13 protein-coding genes are annotated in these 15642 nt (G+C 73.6%); 9 read left to right on the forward strand and 4 right to left on the reverse strand.

Going from position 1 to position 15642, the window contains the following annotated elements; genetic code table 11:
* Positions 1-263: 263 nt before the first annotated feature.
* The 4 genes from CP969_RS30735 to CP969_RS30750 all read left to right on the forward strand — a co-directional run bounded on the left by CP969_RS30735 (position 264) and on the right by CP969_RS30750 (position 5031).
* Entirely contained in the window at positions 264-2090 is a 1827-nt protein-coding gene (locus CP969_RS30735; RefSeq protein ID WP_016823912.1) for a gamma-glutamyltransferase family protein, read from the forward strand.
* Positions 2091-2190: 100 nt separating this feature from the next.
* Complete coding sequence (locus tag CP969_RS30740; RefSeq protein WP_016823911.1) at positions 2191-3036, forward strand: inositol monophosphatase family protein; 846 nt, start codon at positions 2191-2193, stop codon at positions 3034-3036.
* A gap of 76 nt (positions 3037-3112) precedes the next feature.
* On the forward strand, positions 3113-4522 hold the full coding sequence (locus CP969_RS30745; RefSeq protein WP_026084743.1) for a phytoene desaturase family protein: 1410 nt from the start codon (positions 3113-3115) through the stop codon (positions 4520-4522).
* Positions 4519-5031 carry an O-acetyl-ADP-ribose deacetylase gene (locus tag CP969_RS30750; protein ID WP_016823909.1) on the forward strand — a complete coding sequence of 171 codons (513 nt, stop codon included), beginning with the start codon at positions 4519-4521 and terminating at the stop codon, positions 5029-5031. The genes CP969_RS30745 and CP969_RS30750 overlap by 4 nt, the downstream gene beginning before the upstream one ends.
* Positions 5032-5087: 56 nt before the next feature.
* Here the strand turns inward: CP969_RS30750 and CP969_RS30755 are convergent, their stop codons facing one another.
* On the reverse strand, positions 5088-5768 hold the full coding sequence (locus CP969_RS30755) for an HAD family hydrolase (RefSeq protein WP_026084742.1): 681 nt from the start codon (positions 5766-5768) through the stop codon (positions 5088-5090).
* Between the two features lie 567 nt (positions 5769-6335).
* Between CP969_RS30755 and CP969_RS30760 the strand changes: the two genes are divergently transcribed.
* The 3 genes from CP969_RS30760 to CP969_RS30770 all read left to right on the forward strand — a co-directional run bounded on the left by CP969_RS30760 (position 6336) and on the right by CP969_RS30770 (position 9630).
* Complete coding sequence (locus CP969_RS30760; protein WP_279627242.1) at positions 6336-6995, forward strand: ScbR family autoregulator-binding transcription factor; 660 nt, start codon at positions 6336-6338, stop codon at positions 6993-6995.
* Between the two features lie 398 nt (positions 6996-7393).
* Complete coding sequence (locus CP969_RS30765; RefSeq protein ID WP_039830664.1) at positions 7394-8242, forward strand: SDR family oxidoreductase; 849 nt, start codon at positions 7394-7396, stop codon at positions 8240-8242.
* Between the two features lie 263 nt (positions 8243-8505).
* Positions 8506-9630, forward strand: a complete 1125-nt coding sequence (locus CP969_RS30770) for an SDR family NAD(P)-dependent oxidoreductase (RefSeq protein ID WP_026084741.1) — start codon at positions 8506-8508, stop codon at positions 9628-9630.
* A gap of 69 nt (positions 9631-9699) precedes the next feature.
* Here the strand turns inward: CP969_RS30770 and CP969_RS30775 are convergent, their stop codons facing one another.
* From CP969_RS30775 to CP969_RS30785, 3 genes are read right to left on the reverse strand one after another with little or no spacing between them, the layout of a single operon-like run.
* Positions 9700-11268 carry a glycosyltransferase gene (locus tag CP969_RS30775; RefSeq protein ID WP_016823904.1) on the reverse strand — a complete coding sequence of 523 codons (1569 nt, stop codon included), beginning with the start codon at positions 11266-11268 and terminating at the stop codon, positions 9700-9702.
* A gap of 19 nt (positions 11269-11287) precedes the next feature.
* The gene (locus CP969_RS30780; protein WP_016823903.1) at positions 11288-12103 is read right to left on the reverse strand and encodes a glycosyltransferase family 2 protein; all 816 of its coding nucleotides are present in this window, start codon (positions 12101-12103) and stop codon (positions 11288-11290) included.
* 41 nt (positions 12104-12144) lie between these two features.
* On the reverse strand, positions 12145-13353 hold the full coding sequence (locus CP969_RS30785; RefSeq protein WP_004981201.1) for a hypothetical protein: 1209 nt from the start codon (positions 13351-13353) through the stop codon (positions 12145-12147).
* Between the two features lie 454 nt (positions 13354-13807).
* On the opposite strand from CP969_RS30785, the gene CP969_RS30790 reads away from it, so the two are divergent.
* Complete coding sequence (locus CP969_RS30790) at positions 13808-14479, forward strand: ATP-binding cassette domain-containing protein (RefSeq protein WP_016823900.1); 672 nt, start codon at positions 13808-13810, stop codon at positions 14477-14479.
* Positions 14476-15156 (forward strand): hypothetical protein, encoded by a 681-nt coding sequence (locus tag CP969_RS30795; RefSeq protein WP_016823899.1) that lies wholly within the window; start codon positions 14476-14478, stop codon positions 15154-15156. Before CP969_RS30790 ends, CP969_RS30795 begins: the two co-directional genes overlap by 4 nt.
* Positions 15157-15642 lie beyond the last annotated feature (486 nt).

The following is a 15642-nucleotide window of genomic DNA, read 5'->3' on the forward strand; positions in this document are numbered from 1 at the left end:
CATAAGGGGACAATGCGGCATGTCGCCGGAATCGGGCCGTCCGCACGGCGCCCTGCCCGTCCTGCCGCGCGGGGACCTCGGACGGAAGGCCGATGCGGCGGGCGCCCGGGCCGGCCGCTCGAGCGGGGGAGGGGCACCGGGCCATCGGTAGCCTGCGGGGGACGCGAAGGGGGCTCCGGCTCGTCCCTCTCCGCGCCCGCCCATGACCGACCCGAGCGCCGACCGGTCCGGCCGACGCGACGAACACCGAGGTGAGAGGCCGTATGTTCACCACCCGACCCACCCTCCAGGGCACCTTCGGCATGGTGTCCTCCACCCACTGGCTGGCCTCGCAGTCGGCGATGGCCGTCCTGGAGGACGGCGGCAACGCCTACGACGCCGCCGTCGCGGGGGCCTTCGTGCTGCACGTCGTCGAGCCGCACCTCAACGGCCCGGCCGGCGAGGTGCCGATCCTGCTCGCGCCGGCCGGGGGCGGGATACGGGTGCTGTGCGGACAGGGCGTCGCGCCGGCCGGGGCGAGCGCCGCCCACTACCGGGCCCTCGGTCTCGAACTCGTGCCCGGGACCGGGCCGCTCGCCGCCGCCGTGCCCGGCGCCTTCGACGCCTGGATGCTCCTGCTGCGCGACCACGGCACCAAGCCCCTCGCCGACGTCCTGAAGTACGCCGTCGGCTACGCCGAGCACGGGCACGCGCCCGTGGAGAACGTCGGCGCGACGGTGGAGACCGTACGGGAGCTGTTCGAGACGGAGTGGACCTCCTCGGCGCAGGTGTACCTGCCCGGCGGCCGGGCGCCGCGCCCCGGCGAGCTCTTCCGCAACCCCGCCCTCGCCGCCACCTGGAAGCGGCTGCTGGCCGAGGTCGCCGGGGCGGGCGACCGGGAGGAGCAGATCGACGCCGCGCGGGAGGTGTGGCGCACCGGGTTCATCGCCGAGGCCCTGGTCCGGCAGGCCGCGCGCCCCACCCTGGACACCAGCGGCGAGCACCGCACCGGCACGCTGACGGCCGCCGACCTCGCCGCCTGGTCGGCGACCTACGAACCCCCGGTGACCCACGACTTCGGCGACTGGACCGTGTGCAAGGCCGGCCCCTGGAGCCAGGGCCCGGTCCTGCTCCAGCAACTCGCCCTGCTCCCGCCGGAACTGCCCCCCTACGGCTCCGCCGACTACGTCCACCTGCTGATCGAGGGCTGCAAGCTCGCCATGGCCGACCGCGAGGCCTGGTACGGCGACGCGGCCGAGGTGCCCCTCGACGACCTGCTGTCGGCCGAGTACAACGCCGAGCGGCGGACCGTGATCGGCCCCCGCGCCTCCCACGACCTGCGGCCCGGCAGCCCCGGCGGGCGCGTCCCGCGCCTGAGCGCCCACGCGCGCAGGGCGGCCGCCGAGGAACCCGGCGCCGGCCCCATGGGCGTCGGCGAGCCGACGGTCGCCAAGCTGCCGACGTCCCCCGTGCCGGGCGAACCCCAGGTCCTGGGCGACGGCTCCACCCGCGGCGACACCTGCCACCTCGACGTCGTGGACCGCTGGGGCAACATGGTCGCGGCCACGCCCAGCGGCGGCTGGCTCCAGTCCAACCCCGTCGTCCCCGAGCTGGGTTTCCCGCTCGGCACCCGGCTCCAGATGACCTGGCTGGACGAAGGGCTGCCCAACACCCTCACCCCGGGCCGCCGCCCCCGCACGACCCTCACGCCGTCCCTCGCGCTGCGCGACGGCGTGCCGGTCATGGCGTTCGGCACGCCGGGCGGGGACCAGCAGGACCAGTGGCAGCTGCACTTCTTCCTCGCGGTCGCGCTGCGCGGGCGGGTGCGCGGCGGCCTCGACCTCCAGGGTGCGATCGACGCGCCCAACTGGCACAACGACAGCTTCCCCGGTTCCTTCTACCCGCGCGGCACGCGCCCCGGCAGCGTCACCGTCGAGTCCCGGACGGACCCCGAGGTGGTGGCGGAACTGCGGCGCCGCGGCCACGACGTGACGGTCGGCGCCGCCTGGTCGGAGGGCCGGCTGTGCGCGGTCGCCCGGGACCCGGAGACGGGCGTCCTCTCGGCGGCGGCGAATCCGCGCGGCATGCAGGGCTACGCGGTGGGCCGCTGAGCCCACCCGCCCGCGGTCCGGCACCCCATATTCATGCCGATTCCCCCCGCAGTGCACCGGGACGGTGGGGAACGTCGGCCGGGCGTGGTCTCATGGAGGCATGATCAAGGACAACGAAACCATCGAAGAGTTTCTCGACCGGCACGCCGTCGACGTGGAGGAAGCCGTCCGCAAGGCCGCCGCGCAGGAGATCATGCCGCGCTGGCGCCGGCTCGCCGAACACGAGGTGGACCTGAAGAGCGGCCCGCACGACCTCGTGACCGACGCCGACCGCAAGGCGGAGCTGTACCTCACGGAGGCGCTCACCGCCCTGCTGCCCGGCTCGGTCGTGGTGGGCGAGGAGGCCGTGCACGCCAACCCGACGTCGTACGAGGCGGTTCGGGGCGAGGCGCCGGTCTGGATAGTCGACCCTGTCGACGGCACCCGGCAGTTCGTGCACGGAGACACCGGTTTCTGCACCCTGGTCGCCCTTGCCCGGCGCGGAGTCCTGTACGCCTCCTGGACCTTCGCCCCGGCCCGCCACCAATTCGCCACGGCCGTACGGGGCAAGGGCGCCCACCTCGACGGCGAACGGCTCCGCGCGGGCTCCCCGGAACCCGGCCGCGACCTGCGCGTGGCCACCTCCCACCCGGACTTCACCACGGACGAACAGAAGCGGTCCCTGCTCGCCCTGCGGACCGAGGGCGTGGCACCCCGTCCCTGCGGCTCGGCCGGCCTGGAGTACCTGGCCGTCGCCCGCGGCGAGTCCGACGCCACCGCCTTCTCCTGGGAAGCCGCCTGGGACCACGCGGCCGGTCTGCTCCTGGTCGAGGAGGCGGGCGGCACCCATCTGACCCGCGCGGGCGAGCCCTTCCGCATCACCGGCGGCAACACCCTCCCCTTCACCGCGGCCCGCGACGCGGCCACGGCACAGCGGGTGGCGGGGCTGCTGTCGGAAGGAGCCTGATCTCCCGGTACCGGCGCCCCGGCATATCCTGATGCCAGTGGCCGTCGGCTGACGAAGGAGTCCGAAGGTGCCGTCGATGCTCGACGCGGTCGTGGTGGGTGCGGGGCCGAACGGGCTGACCGCTGCCGTGGAGCTGGCCCGGCGCGGCTTCTCGGTGGCCCTGTTCGAGGCCAGGGACACCGTGGGCGGCGGCGCCCGCACCGAGGAGCTCACCCTGCCCGGCTTCCGGCACGACCCGTGCTCCGCCGCGCACCCCCTCGGCATCAACTCGCCCGCCTTCCGCGCCCTCCCGCTGGAGCACTACGGGCTGGAGTGGATGCACCCCCGGCTCCCCATGGCGCACCCCTTCCCGGACGGCACCGCGGCCGTGCTGTCCCGGTCGGTCGGCGAGACGGCCGCCTCCTTCGGCCCGCGCGACGCCGGCCCGTACCGACGGCTCGTCGCGCCCTTCCTGTCCAGGTGGGACACCCTGGTCCGCGACTTCATGTCCCTGCCGCTGACCGCGCTGCCCCGCGACCCGATCACCCTGGCCCGCTTCGGCCTGGTCGGCCTGCCCCCCTCGACCTGGCTCATGCGCCGCTTCCGCGACGAGCGGGCCAGGACCCTGTTCGCGGGGCTCGTCGCCCATGTGATGGCCCCCCTCGGGGGTCTCGCCACCGGCGCCGTCGGCCTCGTCTTCGCCCTCGCCGCGCACGCCCGCGGCTGGCCCGTGGCCCGCGGCGGCTCCCAGGCGCTCTCCGACGCCCTCGCCGCGTACCTGAAGGACCTCGGCGGCAGCGTCCACACCGACTACGAGGTCAAGCGCCTCGACGACCTGCCGCCCGCCCGCGCCTACGTCTTCGACACCTCGCCCACCGCCCTGGCCCGCATCGCCGGCTTCGGCGGCACCTACGCGAACTACCGGTACGGCCCCGGCGTCTTCAAGATCGACTACGCGCTGGACGGCCCGGTGCCGTGGACCGCGCCCGAGGCCCGCGTCGCCGGGACCGTGCAGATCGGCGCGGACAGCGGGGAGATCGGCGCCGCCCTGCGCGCCGCCTCCCGGGAGGGCCGGGCCCCCGACGCGCCGTTCCTCATCACCGTGCAGCCCGGCGTCGCCGACCCCACCCGGGCACCGGCGGGCCAGCACGTCTTCTGGGCCTACGGCCACGTCCCGCACGGCTGGACCGGAGACCTCACCGACGCCATCGAGCGCCAGCTGGAGCGCTACGCACCGGGCTTCCGCGACCGCGTCCTGGCCCGCGCCACCGCCGGCCCGCCCGAACTCGCCGCCCGCAACGCCAACTACGTCGGCGGCGACATCGGCACCGGCGCGGCCTCCGGACTCCAGCTCCTGCTGCGCCCCAGACCGTCCCTGTTCCCGTACGCCACCCCGCACCCCGCGGTCTTCATCTGCTCCTCGGCCACCCCGCCCGGCCCCGGGGTGCACGGCATGTCGGGACACAACGCGGCGAAGGCCGTCTGGAGGAGGCTGCGGCAGACATGAGCGCCACCCTCACCCTCGTCCGGGGCGACATCACCCGCCAGAGCGCCGACGCGATCGTCAACGCGGCGAACTCGTCCCTGCTCGGCGGAGGCGGCGTCGACGGCGCGATCCACCGCCGGGGCGGCCCGGCGATCCTGGAGGAGTGCCGCCGCCTGCGCGCTTCTCGGTACGGCGAGGGCCTGCCCACCGGCCGGGCCGTCGCCACCACCGCCGGCGACCTGGACGCCCGCTGGGTGATCCACACCGTCGGCCCGGTGTTCAGCCGCGAGGAGGACCGCTCGGCGCTGCTGGCCTCCTGCTACCGGGAGTCGCTGCGGGTCGCCGACGGACTCGGCGCGCGCACCGTCGCGTTCCCGGCCGTCTCCACCGGTGTCTACGGCTGGCCGATGGAGGACGCCGCGCGCATCGCGGTGGAGACGGTGCGCGACGCCGAAACCGCGGTGGAGGAGATCCGGTTCGTCCTCTTCGACGAGCAGGCGTACGCGGCGTTCGCCGCCCGGCTCCGCTGACGGAACCGCGGTCCGCCCCTCCCGCCCGGGCCCCGTGCGACGGGGCCCCGGGTGTCCTACTCGCCGATCCGGGTGCGGGCCCACGACAGCAGCTCGCCGTCGGCGAGGCTCGCGACCCACAGATCGGCCTTCTCCGCCTCCGGCCCCGGTGGGCACGGTCCGATGCCGATGACGCGAAGGCCCGCCCGGCGGGCCGACTCCATACCGGTGAGCGAGTCCTCCACGGCCAGAGCCTCCTCGGGAGGGACGCCGCAGAGGCGGGCGGCCACCGCGTAGACGTCGGGTTCCGGCTTCGGCCGTACGTCCCCGCCGGCGACCACGACGTGGCCGAAGCAGTCGAGGAGCCCGGCCCGGTAGAGGCATGATTCCACCACCTCCCGGGGGCAGTTGCTCGCCACCGCGAGAGGGCGGTGGCGAGAGGCCAGCCGGACCAGCGAGGCGGCCCCCGGCATGGTGACGGGGTCCTGGTCGACCAGGGTGGTGAAGGTGCCGAGGAGCGTGTCGGTCAACTCCCCGACGAGGCCCGGTTTCCCGGTCTCTTCGGCCATGAGCGCTCCGCACTCGGTGTAGTGCATGCCCTTGGCGCGGTCGGCGAACCCGGCCGGTGGTTTCAGGCCGAACGCCCGGAAGGTGAGGTTCCGGGCCTCCTGCCAGTGTCGTTCCGTGTCCATCAGGGTTCCGTCGCAGTCGAAGACGATGGCGGAGGGGGACCAGGAAAGGATGCGGTGAGCTGTCATGTGACTGCCGTTCTGGGAGGCTGCGTCGACCGGTTCGGTGCACGGGCGCAGGCGGGTGCAGGGATGCGGGTGGTCCACTCGCGGAAATGAGCGGAAACGGGTGATGTCGCACGGCCGTTTGCGGCCACGTGGACACGGCTGAGCGCGCCGTGGGCGCGTCATGGCGGGCGCGGGTCGTCGCTTTCGACCACGCCGAAAAACATCGTGCCCGTTATGTTAATTTCGCTTCTTCGATTTCCACAATCACCGATTCGGGTGTATGTGCATGCCGCGGTCGAAGGCGGCCGACTCCCGCACACGGAACGGGAGGAGGGGCCGCAGCGCCCGGAACGCGGCCAACGGGCCTGGTGGGAGGCTCCTCCGGGGTGCCGCGGCATTGATCGGGGCGGAGTTCCCGCGCCCACCCGAATCGATTCGGCCGGACAGAGGGGCGTGTTGTGTGAAGTCGCCCCTGCGGCGCACACGGCCGAAGAATAATAAGATCTTCGCGCGCTGCGACCCTGCCTCCGGGGGCGCCTGGACTTTTCCGTCGTGGCGTCGGCGTGTGTGAGCGAAGGTGGAGCAGAAGTGCAGGACAGGGCGCGTGCAACCCGCAAAGTGCTGCTGGAAACAGCGGCACATCTGTTCGTTGAACAGGGATATGCCGGAACGAGCGTCAATGACATAAGCGATCACTCGGGAAGAACCAGCGGGGCGATCTATTTCCATTACTCCAGTAAGGAGAAGCTGGCATTGGCCGTGGTCCGCGAGCAGTTCGCCACCTGGCCGCAACTCGCCGCCGCCTACACCACGCCCGGCGTTCCTCCGCTGGAGAAGCTGGTCGGCCTCAGCTTCCGGGTCGCGCAGTCCCTCAGCGAGGACGTCGTGGCACGTGCCGGTGCCCGGCTGTGGGCGGAGCGCCACACCATCGAGGCCGCCGTGCCCACGCCGTTCGACGCCTGGGCGGCGGCTGCCACCCGGCTCCTCGCCGAGGCCCGCGCCGGGGGCGAACTCGCGGAAGGGGTCGAGCCGTCGGCCGCGGCCGTGACGCTCGTCTGCGCGTTCTTCGGACTCTGCACCCTGACCGACGAGATGCCGGGCGGGCTGGACTGGAGGGAGCGGCTGGAGCAGTGGTGGACGCTGGTGCTGCGGTCCCTGCAGGCGGACCCGGACCCGGCCGCCCTGCTCGCCCGTGTGCGGGCGGGGATCCCCGCCCGGCCGGAGAACCCGGCTCCCTGTCGTACCTGACGGGGCGCACCCCGCCGTACCTGACGGGGACGCACCCGCCCGGCCGGGGCGGGCGGGACGGCACGCCGCCCGCCCAGGGACCAGGAGCGGGACGGGCCGTCGCCGCCCCGCCGGTGGCACCGGCTGCGCGCCCCGGGGGAACGCCTCGGACCGCGGGCCCGGCGTCCCGCCGTGCGCAAGGCCGCTCGGGGCCGCCGCCCTCCTGCCCGCGGGAGCCGTTGCGGAGCCTCCCCGGCCGGTTCGGACCGAAGACGGAAAGCACTCACTCTCCCCGCCGCTCGGTGGCCTTCAGTAGCATCGGGCCCACAGGAACCACGGCTCGACACGGCCGCACAGGCCGTCGTCCCCGTACTTCTGGGGCGCGATCGGGGGCGGGCCGGACGTCAGGGGGGCGGTGCGTGAGAGTTCTTGTCGTCGGCGGGAGCGGCTTCCTCGGGTACGAGGTGCTCCGCCGGGCCGTGGCCGCCGGGTGGGACGTGGCCGCGACCTACCGGACCCGCCCCGAGGAACTGCCGCCGGTCACCTGGTACCGGGCCGACCTCCGTGACCCGGGGCGGATGGGAGAGGTGCTGGCCCGGACCCGGCCGGCCGCGGTGATCAACGCGTCGAGCGGACACGCCGACTGGGCGGTCACGGCCGACGGCGCGGCCCGCCTCGCCCTGGAGGCGGCGCGCGCCGGCTGCCGGCTGGTCCACGTCTCCTCCGACGCCGTGTTCTCCGGAGCCGACGTCCACTACCCGGAGGAGGCCCTCCCCGACCCCGTCTCCCCGTACGGCGCGGCCAAGGCCGCGGCGGAGACGGCCGTCAGGGTGGCCGTGCCCGAGGCCGCCGTGGTGCGCACCTCGCTCATCGTGGGGCACAACCGGTCCGCCCACGAGGAGGCGGTGCACGCCCTGGCGGCCGGCCGGCGCGCCGGCGTCCTGTTCACGGACGACGTCCGCTGTCCGGTCCACGTCGACGATCTGGCCTCCGCGCTTTTGGAGATCGCGGCGTCGGACGGGTCCGGGGTGTTCCACGTGGCGGGACCGGACGCGATGAACCGTCACGAGCTGGGTGTCCTCATAGCCCGGCGGGACGGACTGGACCCGGCCCGGCTGCCGGCCGGTCTGCGGAGCGAGGTGGCCCCGCCGGGGAACCTCGACATCCGTCTCGTCACCGATGCCACGCGGGCCCGGCTCCGGACCCGGTTGCGGGGCGCGCGCGAATTCCTCGGCCCCGGCGTTCCGGTGACGCGGGGCGTCCGTTGAGAAAACCCGCCCGCACCGCGCCGCGCCTCGATAAAGTGATTTTCGCGGTCGTCCTGGGGTGTCGGAAGAGGACACGTCCGACGTCGGCGGAGCCGGCGCAGCGGGTGGCGACCCGGCCGCCGGAATGTGATCCCCGTGCGCAGGCACCGGTGGGGGAACGCGGTGGTGCCGGTGAGGAAAGCACCAAGACGATACGTCGGTCCCGTTCGTCGTGTGGGTCGGCACGTCAGTCATGACTCTTGTCAAAAAGGAAGTGTGACTGCATGTTTGGCGATAATTCCGTGGGGTACGACGCGAACTTTCCGACCGGTGGACCTCTCACCTTGGACCTCGAGAGGATTATCGGCCGCCAACGAATAAGGACCGGTCTCGAGAGCAGCGCCGGATTACTGCGCGGCCGACGGATCCTGGTCACCGGAGCCGGCGGCTACATCGGATCGGAACTGTGCCGGCAGCTCAGCCGGTGGGAACCCGAGAGCCTCATGATGCTCGACCGGAACGAGACGGCCCTCCACCTGGCGGCCACCAGCATCGGGAACGTCTCCCCGTCGGTGCGGACCTCCATCCTTCTCGCGGACATCAGGGACTCCAGAGGGCTCGCCCGGCTGTTCCAGCAGTGCCGGCCGGACACCGTCTTCCACGCGGCGGCCCTCAAATGGGTGCCCATCCTGGAGAAGTTCCCCGGGGAAGCCGTCAAGACGAATGTCTTCGGCACCCGAGCGGTGCTCGAGGCGGCCCTGGCCGCGGACGTCGCGTTCCTGGTGAACATCTCGACCGACAAGGCGGTCGATCCGGTCGGGGTGCTCGGATACTCGAAACGCATAGCCGAAGGACTCACCGCGGCGGCCGCGATCCAGGCGGGCAGACCGTACGTGAGCGTGCGCTTCGGCAACGTGCTCGGTTGCCAGGGGTCCTTCCTCGACGTCTTCGCCCGGCAGATCGCGGCCGGCAGACCGGTGACGGTCACCCACCCCGAGGTGACGCGCTATCTGATGACCGTCCAGGAGGCCGTGGAACTGGTCATCCAGTCGGTCGCGCTGGGCAGCGTCGGCCACGCCCTGGTCCTGGACATGGGGGAACAGGTCCGGATCCTCGACATCGCCAGAAGGCTCATCGCGCACGCCGGTGCGGAACTCCCGGTCCGCTACGTCGGGCTGCGGCCGGGGGAGAAGCTCACCGAGGCGCTGGTGGCCCCTTCCGAGTCCCCGGTCCGGCACGTGCATCCGAAGATCATGGAAGTGCCGGTGCCGGCCCTGAAGGCGGGGGACGGCCCGGAACTCGACGCCTGGGGCGAGGACCAGGCCGTCGTCGCCGCCCTGCGCGCCACCTGCCTCGCCATGGCGGGCGACGACCCGGTGGCGCAGGACCCCGGCCACCGGCTGGTCTGAACCCGGGAGCGGCGCGCCGGGCCACCGCGGTGCCGGCCCGGCGTCCCGCGGGCGCCGGACGCCCGCCCCTCACAGGTACCGGACGCCCTGCCGCACACTCCCGGCCAGGAAACCCGCCAGCCGTGCCCCGTAGCGGACCCAGCGCCGCCGCAGGACCGGTGACCGCACCAGGTCCGGAACGTGCAGCAGCAGCCAGCACCAGTTCCTGACGACCACCCGGCCGTCGCGCCGTTCGAACCCGGCGCGCCGGTACGCGGCGTACAACTGGGCGCCGGAACGGCCGTAGTTCCACTTCTGCCGTGCCAGCGCCGGCAGTCCGTCCCGCAACCGGTAGTGCATCCGGGCGTCGTCCGCGTAGCGGACGAGGTAACCGCAGAGCTGGGCGCGCCAGGAGAGGTCCATGTCCTCCCCGCCGCCCCGGTAGCGCTCGTCCCAGCCGCCCAGCGCGGTCAGGACGTCCTTCCAGGCACCGCAGTTCGCCCCCCGGGCGAACGGCAGGAAATCGGTCTGGGCGTCCATCGGCAGGGGCTGCTCGTCGACGCGGCCGGGACTGAGCACGGAGGTCTCCAGTCCGCCTCCCACCAGATCGGCCTCCTTGGCCGCCTGGGCCATCGCGGCCAGCCAGCCGGTGTCGGCGACGTCGTCCGCGTCGCAGAACGCGACGAAGTCGCCGCGCGCCGCGGCGATTCCCCGGTTGCGGGCACAGCTCTCACCGGCGCGGTCGGACGCGTCCACGATCCGCAGGTCCGGCAGCTCGGCGCGGGCCCGTTCGGCGACCTCGCGGGTGGTGTCCGTCGAGCCGTTGTCGACGACCAGCACCTCGTAGGCGACGGCTCCGGTCTGCCGGGCCAGGGCGGTCAGCTGGGCGGCGAGCGTGCGGGCGCCGTTGCGCACCGGGACGACCACCGACACCAGCCGGGGAGTGCTCCCGTTCCGCGGCCTCGCGGCGGGCGGCCGGTACCCGTGCCGGACCAGGCGGGTGCGTCGCGCGACGCGCGTCCCGGGGGCCAGGACCGCGGCCGGGTCCCCGGCGCCGCCGGACCGGCGGCGGACCAGCGGCATGGGCAGGGCGACCCAGGGCGCCGTACCGCCGTCCGCGTCCAGCAGTTCGCGCCGCACCGCGTAGGCGCCCTCGAGGAGGTCCGAGGGGGAGGGCCGGGCCCGCGGGGACGCGGGCGGCAGGGCGAACCCGTCCACCAGGCCGTCGTCCCTCAGCCGCAGGGCGCCGCACTGCACCAGGCCGACCGGCCCGGTGCCGTCCCCGCCGCCGTCCCGGGCCGCCCGCGCCAGGTGCCACAGCCAGTGGGGGAGCGCCTCGTCGTCACCGCGGAGGACGGCCACGTACGGCGCCCCCGCGTTCCTGGCCGCGTCGACGCACACCGGCCCGAGGTCCCCGCGAGCGCACTGGACGACCCGTACGGGCGGCACCGCCGGGTCGTCGAAGGGCACGGCCGGCTCGGGGGACCGGGTGCCGCCGGCCGTCGGGCCGGCCGCCGTCACCAGGGTGATCGAGACGGGACGCACCGTCTGGGCGAGGAGGCCGCGCACGGCGCGCCGCCCGTCGCCGTCCGGATCGACCACCACCACCGCGACCCCGGGCAACGCCTCGTCCGCGGTCCTCGCCGAGGTGCCGTCCACGCCGTTCCCCCTCCGTCGGCTAGTCGAGGTCGACCCGGGTCAGGGTGAAGTCGACGTCGTTGGGCGGGGCGACCAGCAGCGGCAGCAGCTCCTCACGGGTCCGCGCCCGCCGCCGCCGCTCCTCCTGCGCGGTCATCGCCTCGGTGTAGGCCCGGCGCTCCGCGGACCCGAACCCGGTGTCCGGCGCCTGGGTGAGCGACTTGGGCCAGATCCGGTACCGGTAGAGCACCTTGCGCACACTGCGCAGCCGGTACAGGCGGGCGGCCCGCAGGTGGAAGTCGGTGTCGGCCCCCAGGCGCGCGGTGCCGTCGAAGCCGCCGAGCCTCTCGAGCACCGAGCGCCGCACCACCGAGGACGGGTGCAGGAGCACGGTCGTCCGCCCCAGCCGCATCCAGAGGTTGCCGTTGCGGGGCATCCGCCGGTGTCCCGTCGTACGGCCCGCCTCGTCGATGTAGGAGTAGGCGCAGCCGACCAGATCGGCGCCGCCGCTCTCCAGGAGGGCCAGCTGGTGGCGCAGCCGGCCCGGCAGGCTGATGTCGTCGGCGTCCTGGAAGGCCACGTAGGGGGTGTCCACCGATTCCAGGACCTTGTTCTTGATCCGCAGGTGGCCGACGTTGCGGGAGGTGCGGACCACGGTCAGCCGGGGGTCGCCGGCGTACGGGTGGAGTGCGCGGGCCCACTTCTCGTCGGGCGAGCAGTCGTCCACCACCGTCAGGCGCAGGTCCGGGCGGTCCTGGGAGAGCACCGATCCGACGGCCGCACCCAGGTACGCCGCGCAGTCGTAGTGAGGCAGGACGACGGTCACCGCCGCCCCGGCCGGCCCCGCTGTCACCATCGCGTCTCCTTCCGGGCCGCCCCTCGGGGTGACCTCGTGTGTCAGCGCCCGGCGGCCGCTCCCGCGGCGGGCTCCTCGACGGTGGGGCTGCGGAAGTCCCCCTCGTCGCCCCACGCCACCCGGCGAAGGGGCCGTCCCACCGCGCCCCGGACCGCCAGCGAGCCGGCCACCCCGCAGAACCAGGTGAAGTGCAGGCCCTTGACCAGCCAGCGCTGCAGCCCGTGCACCGGCCCCCGGCTGCCGTCCCACGCCGCGAGCGGCCACAGACCGTGGAAGAGGACCCGGGTGAGGTAGACCCGCGCGGTGGGCCAGGGATAGTCGGCGACGCAGGTCACATGGCTGTAGAGGGAGCGGCGCAGGCGCTGGAACGTGTCGTGGGTGCGGCTGACGCGGTAGAAGCTGATCCGGGCCTCGGGCAGCACCTCCAGGTCGTGCAGCGGATCGGGCGCCCCGGCGTCGAGCAGTTCGAACACCACGTACCCGTCGTCGGTCAGGCGCCTGACCGGAATGCCGGTGCCCAGCACGTCCGTCGCGACGACCAGGCAGGCCGCCGCCGGGCAGGCCTTCGGCGGGGCGGTGACCCCGGAGACCCGGTCCATGGCCTGTGAGGTGACCGTCTCCCTGGCCAGCGCGACCGAATGCGCCCCGACCGCGCCCCGCTCCCCCCGCTCCCGGAAACGGGAGACCAGCAGGGCGAGGCAGTGGGGGGCGATCTCGATGTCGTCGTCCGTCCAGAGCCAGCCGGCGTAGCCGAGGTCCTCGGAGAGCCGCAGGACCGTGCTCACCGTGCGGAGCTTGCCCGGCCCGGGCAGGGCCAGGCCGACCACGGTGAGGGCCGGGCCCCCGGGCACCGGGGCGCACAGCCGGCGCAGCCTGCGCAGCGCCTCCTCGTCCTCCCCGGGGCCGTACTGCATGCCCACCCAGACGGTCAGCGGCAGGGACGGGTGCGCTTCCCGCACCTCGGCCAGACGGCGCAGCACATGACGGAACGTCTGCTCGTGCGCCTCGGCGTCGCACCGGCCGACGTAGGTGGGCAGCAGCACCCCGAGCCCGCCGGACGGCAGCGGGAACGCCGCCCCGCCCGGCCGCGCGCCGATCACGCCGTCCGCGCGCACCTCGCCCCGGACGTCCGAGTCCGGTCCCTCGGGTCCCACCAGGACGAACGGGGTGGGCCGCGCCGGCGGTGGCGCGAAACCGCGGGCCACGGCCCGTTGCCACCAGACACGACGGTCCACGGTCCCCCCGCGCATGCACGTCCCCTTCGTCGATTCCGAGCGGATTTCCCTCTTGCCTGAACGGGGTGCGGTCCCGCCCGCTCCCGCCCCGGCGGCGGACTCCGGAAGAAGGGAAAAGCTGGTGCGGGCGACGCACGAGTGAGCGGTGAATTGCGGTCGGTCGGTACGCTAACCAGCCCCGGGCCGGCCTACAAGGGCGCCCCGGGTATCGGCGAGAGATGGCCGAAACGCGGATGCCCGGCTTCAGTCCTTCGCCCGGTCGCCCCGTAGGATCCCCGGAACACCGGCCGGGGGCCCGGACTTTCGGGGAAGTGGGGGCCCGACCGATACGCGCTATGTGGGGCAGGCCGTGTGGCAGGCTGAGCCGTGCGCGTGCGGCCGGGGCGATGAACCCGACCGGATCACGCATCCTGACCATTGAGGCCGACAATGCGTGCCCTTCGTCGCGGTCGGCAGAAAGGTGGCAGTCATGGGCCATTCCGTCGGTGCCCGAGAGGGGTACCACGGCATGTCCGAGCCCGCCGACCGCAAGATTCTCCTGCAGGCGCGCGGCGTCGTGAAACGCTACAAGCGCCGCCGCGTCCTGACCGGGGTCGATCTTGTCGTGCACGCGGGCGAGGTCGCCGCGATCGTCGGCAGCAACGGGACGGGCAAGTCCACCCTGCTCAAGATCTGCGCCGGTCTGCTCTCCCCCGACAAAGGACGGGTCACCGTCTCCGGCCACCTCGGCTACTGCCCGCAGAACGCGGGGGTCATGGGCTTCCTGACCCCCCGGGAGCACTTCACCCTCTTCGGCACCGGCCGGGGCCTGAGCCGCCGGGAGTCCGACCGCCGCGGCCGGAGACTCGCGGGAGAGCTCGACTGGGCCCCCGCGGAGGGCGTCCTTGCCAAGGACCTGTCGGGAGGAACCCGCCAGAAGCTGAACGTCGTCCTGTCGGCCCTGGGAGACCCGGACCTGCTGCTGCTCGACGAGCCCTACCAGGGCTTCGACCACGGCTCCTACGTGGACTTCTGGCAGAGCGTCTGGGAGTGGCGCGAGGCGGGCAAGGCCGTCGTCGTGGTGACGCACATGCTCAACCAGCTCGACCGGGTGGACCAGGTGCTGGACCTCACCCCCGGCAAAGGAAGGGGCAACCGATGACGGCCACCCTGCGGATGGCGGAGATGACCTTCCGCGAACTGCTGCGCCGGCGGGGCGTGCTGGGCCTGCTGCTCCTGGTCCCGCTCGTCTTCTACCTCGGGCGTTACGACCAGACCGGCCAGGCGGTCCGGTTCGCCAGCCTCGGGGTGGGCTTCGCGGTCAGCGCCGCGGCCCTCTTCTCCGCGGTCGGCGGCCGGGAGATCGAACCGCTCCTGGCCCTCTCCGGGTTCCGCCCGCTCCAGCTCTTCCTGGGCCGCCTGCTGGCCCTCCTCACCGCCGGCATGGGCGTGTCCGCCCTCTACGCCGTGATCATCCTGGTCGGGCAGGACGTGGCGCACCCGCGGGCCGTCGCGGTGGAACTGGCGCTGACCACACTGGTGGCGGTGCCGCTGGGACTGCTGCTCGGGGCGGCCGTGCCACGGGACATGGAGGGCGCCCTGCTGCTGATCTCCGTCATCGGCGCCCAGATGGTGATGGATCCGGCCAAGGATTCGGCCAAGGTGCTTCCCTTCTGGTCGACCCGGGAGATCATCACCTACGCGGTCGACGGCGCGGACAGCGGGTCGTTCGACTCCGGGGTGGCCCACGCCGTCGGAGTGACGCTGCTGCTGGTCGCGGTGAGCGGTTGCGTGACGGCGGGCCGATTGCGCCGCCGGCGCCATCTGCAATTCGCGTGAAATACGCCGGACACCGCCGAGAACGCCCCGCACGGCGCGAAACCGTCGGGGCGTGCCTTCTTCCGTCCGGCAGGAATGCATAACCGCCGCACAAAGTCTCCCTACCCCACGGAAACGAACGCGTGTAGTATCGGCAACCGCCCTGCCGCACCCTGTCCTCGAGGCGGCCCGGTGGACCCGCTGTTCGTCTCTCCAGTGGAAGGGGAGTACGTGAACGACGCTTTTCGTCCGTCCGCCGGTGAATCCGCCGGACGGGCCCGCCGAAGGATTTCCGAGCACTTCCGCACTCCCTCGACCGCGGCGTGTGCCGGAACGGTCACGCAGTTCCCCGGGCGGGTCTGAAGGAAACCGCGCGACGGCGCCGGACCACGGCTTTCGCGCCGGCGCGGCACACCGGGAGGAACACTCCCGGCCGGCCGGGAACGGCCTCGGCGACCAGGGCGCCCCGCACCTCCATCCGAACGCGCGACACCTCATCCGGACGCG

Origin of the sequence: Streptomyces viridosporus T7A (genome assembly GCF_008704515.1) — a bacterium.
In the GTDB taxonomy this organism is placed as follows: Bacteria; Actinomycetota; Actinomycetes; order Streptomycetales; family Streptomycetaceae; genus Streptomyces; species Streptomyces viridosporus.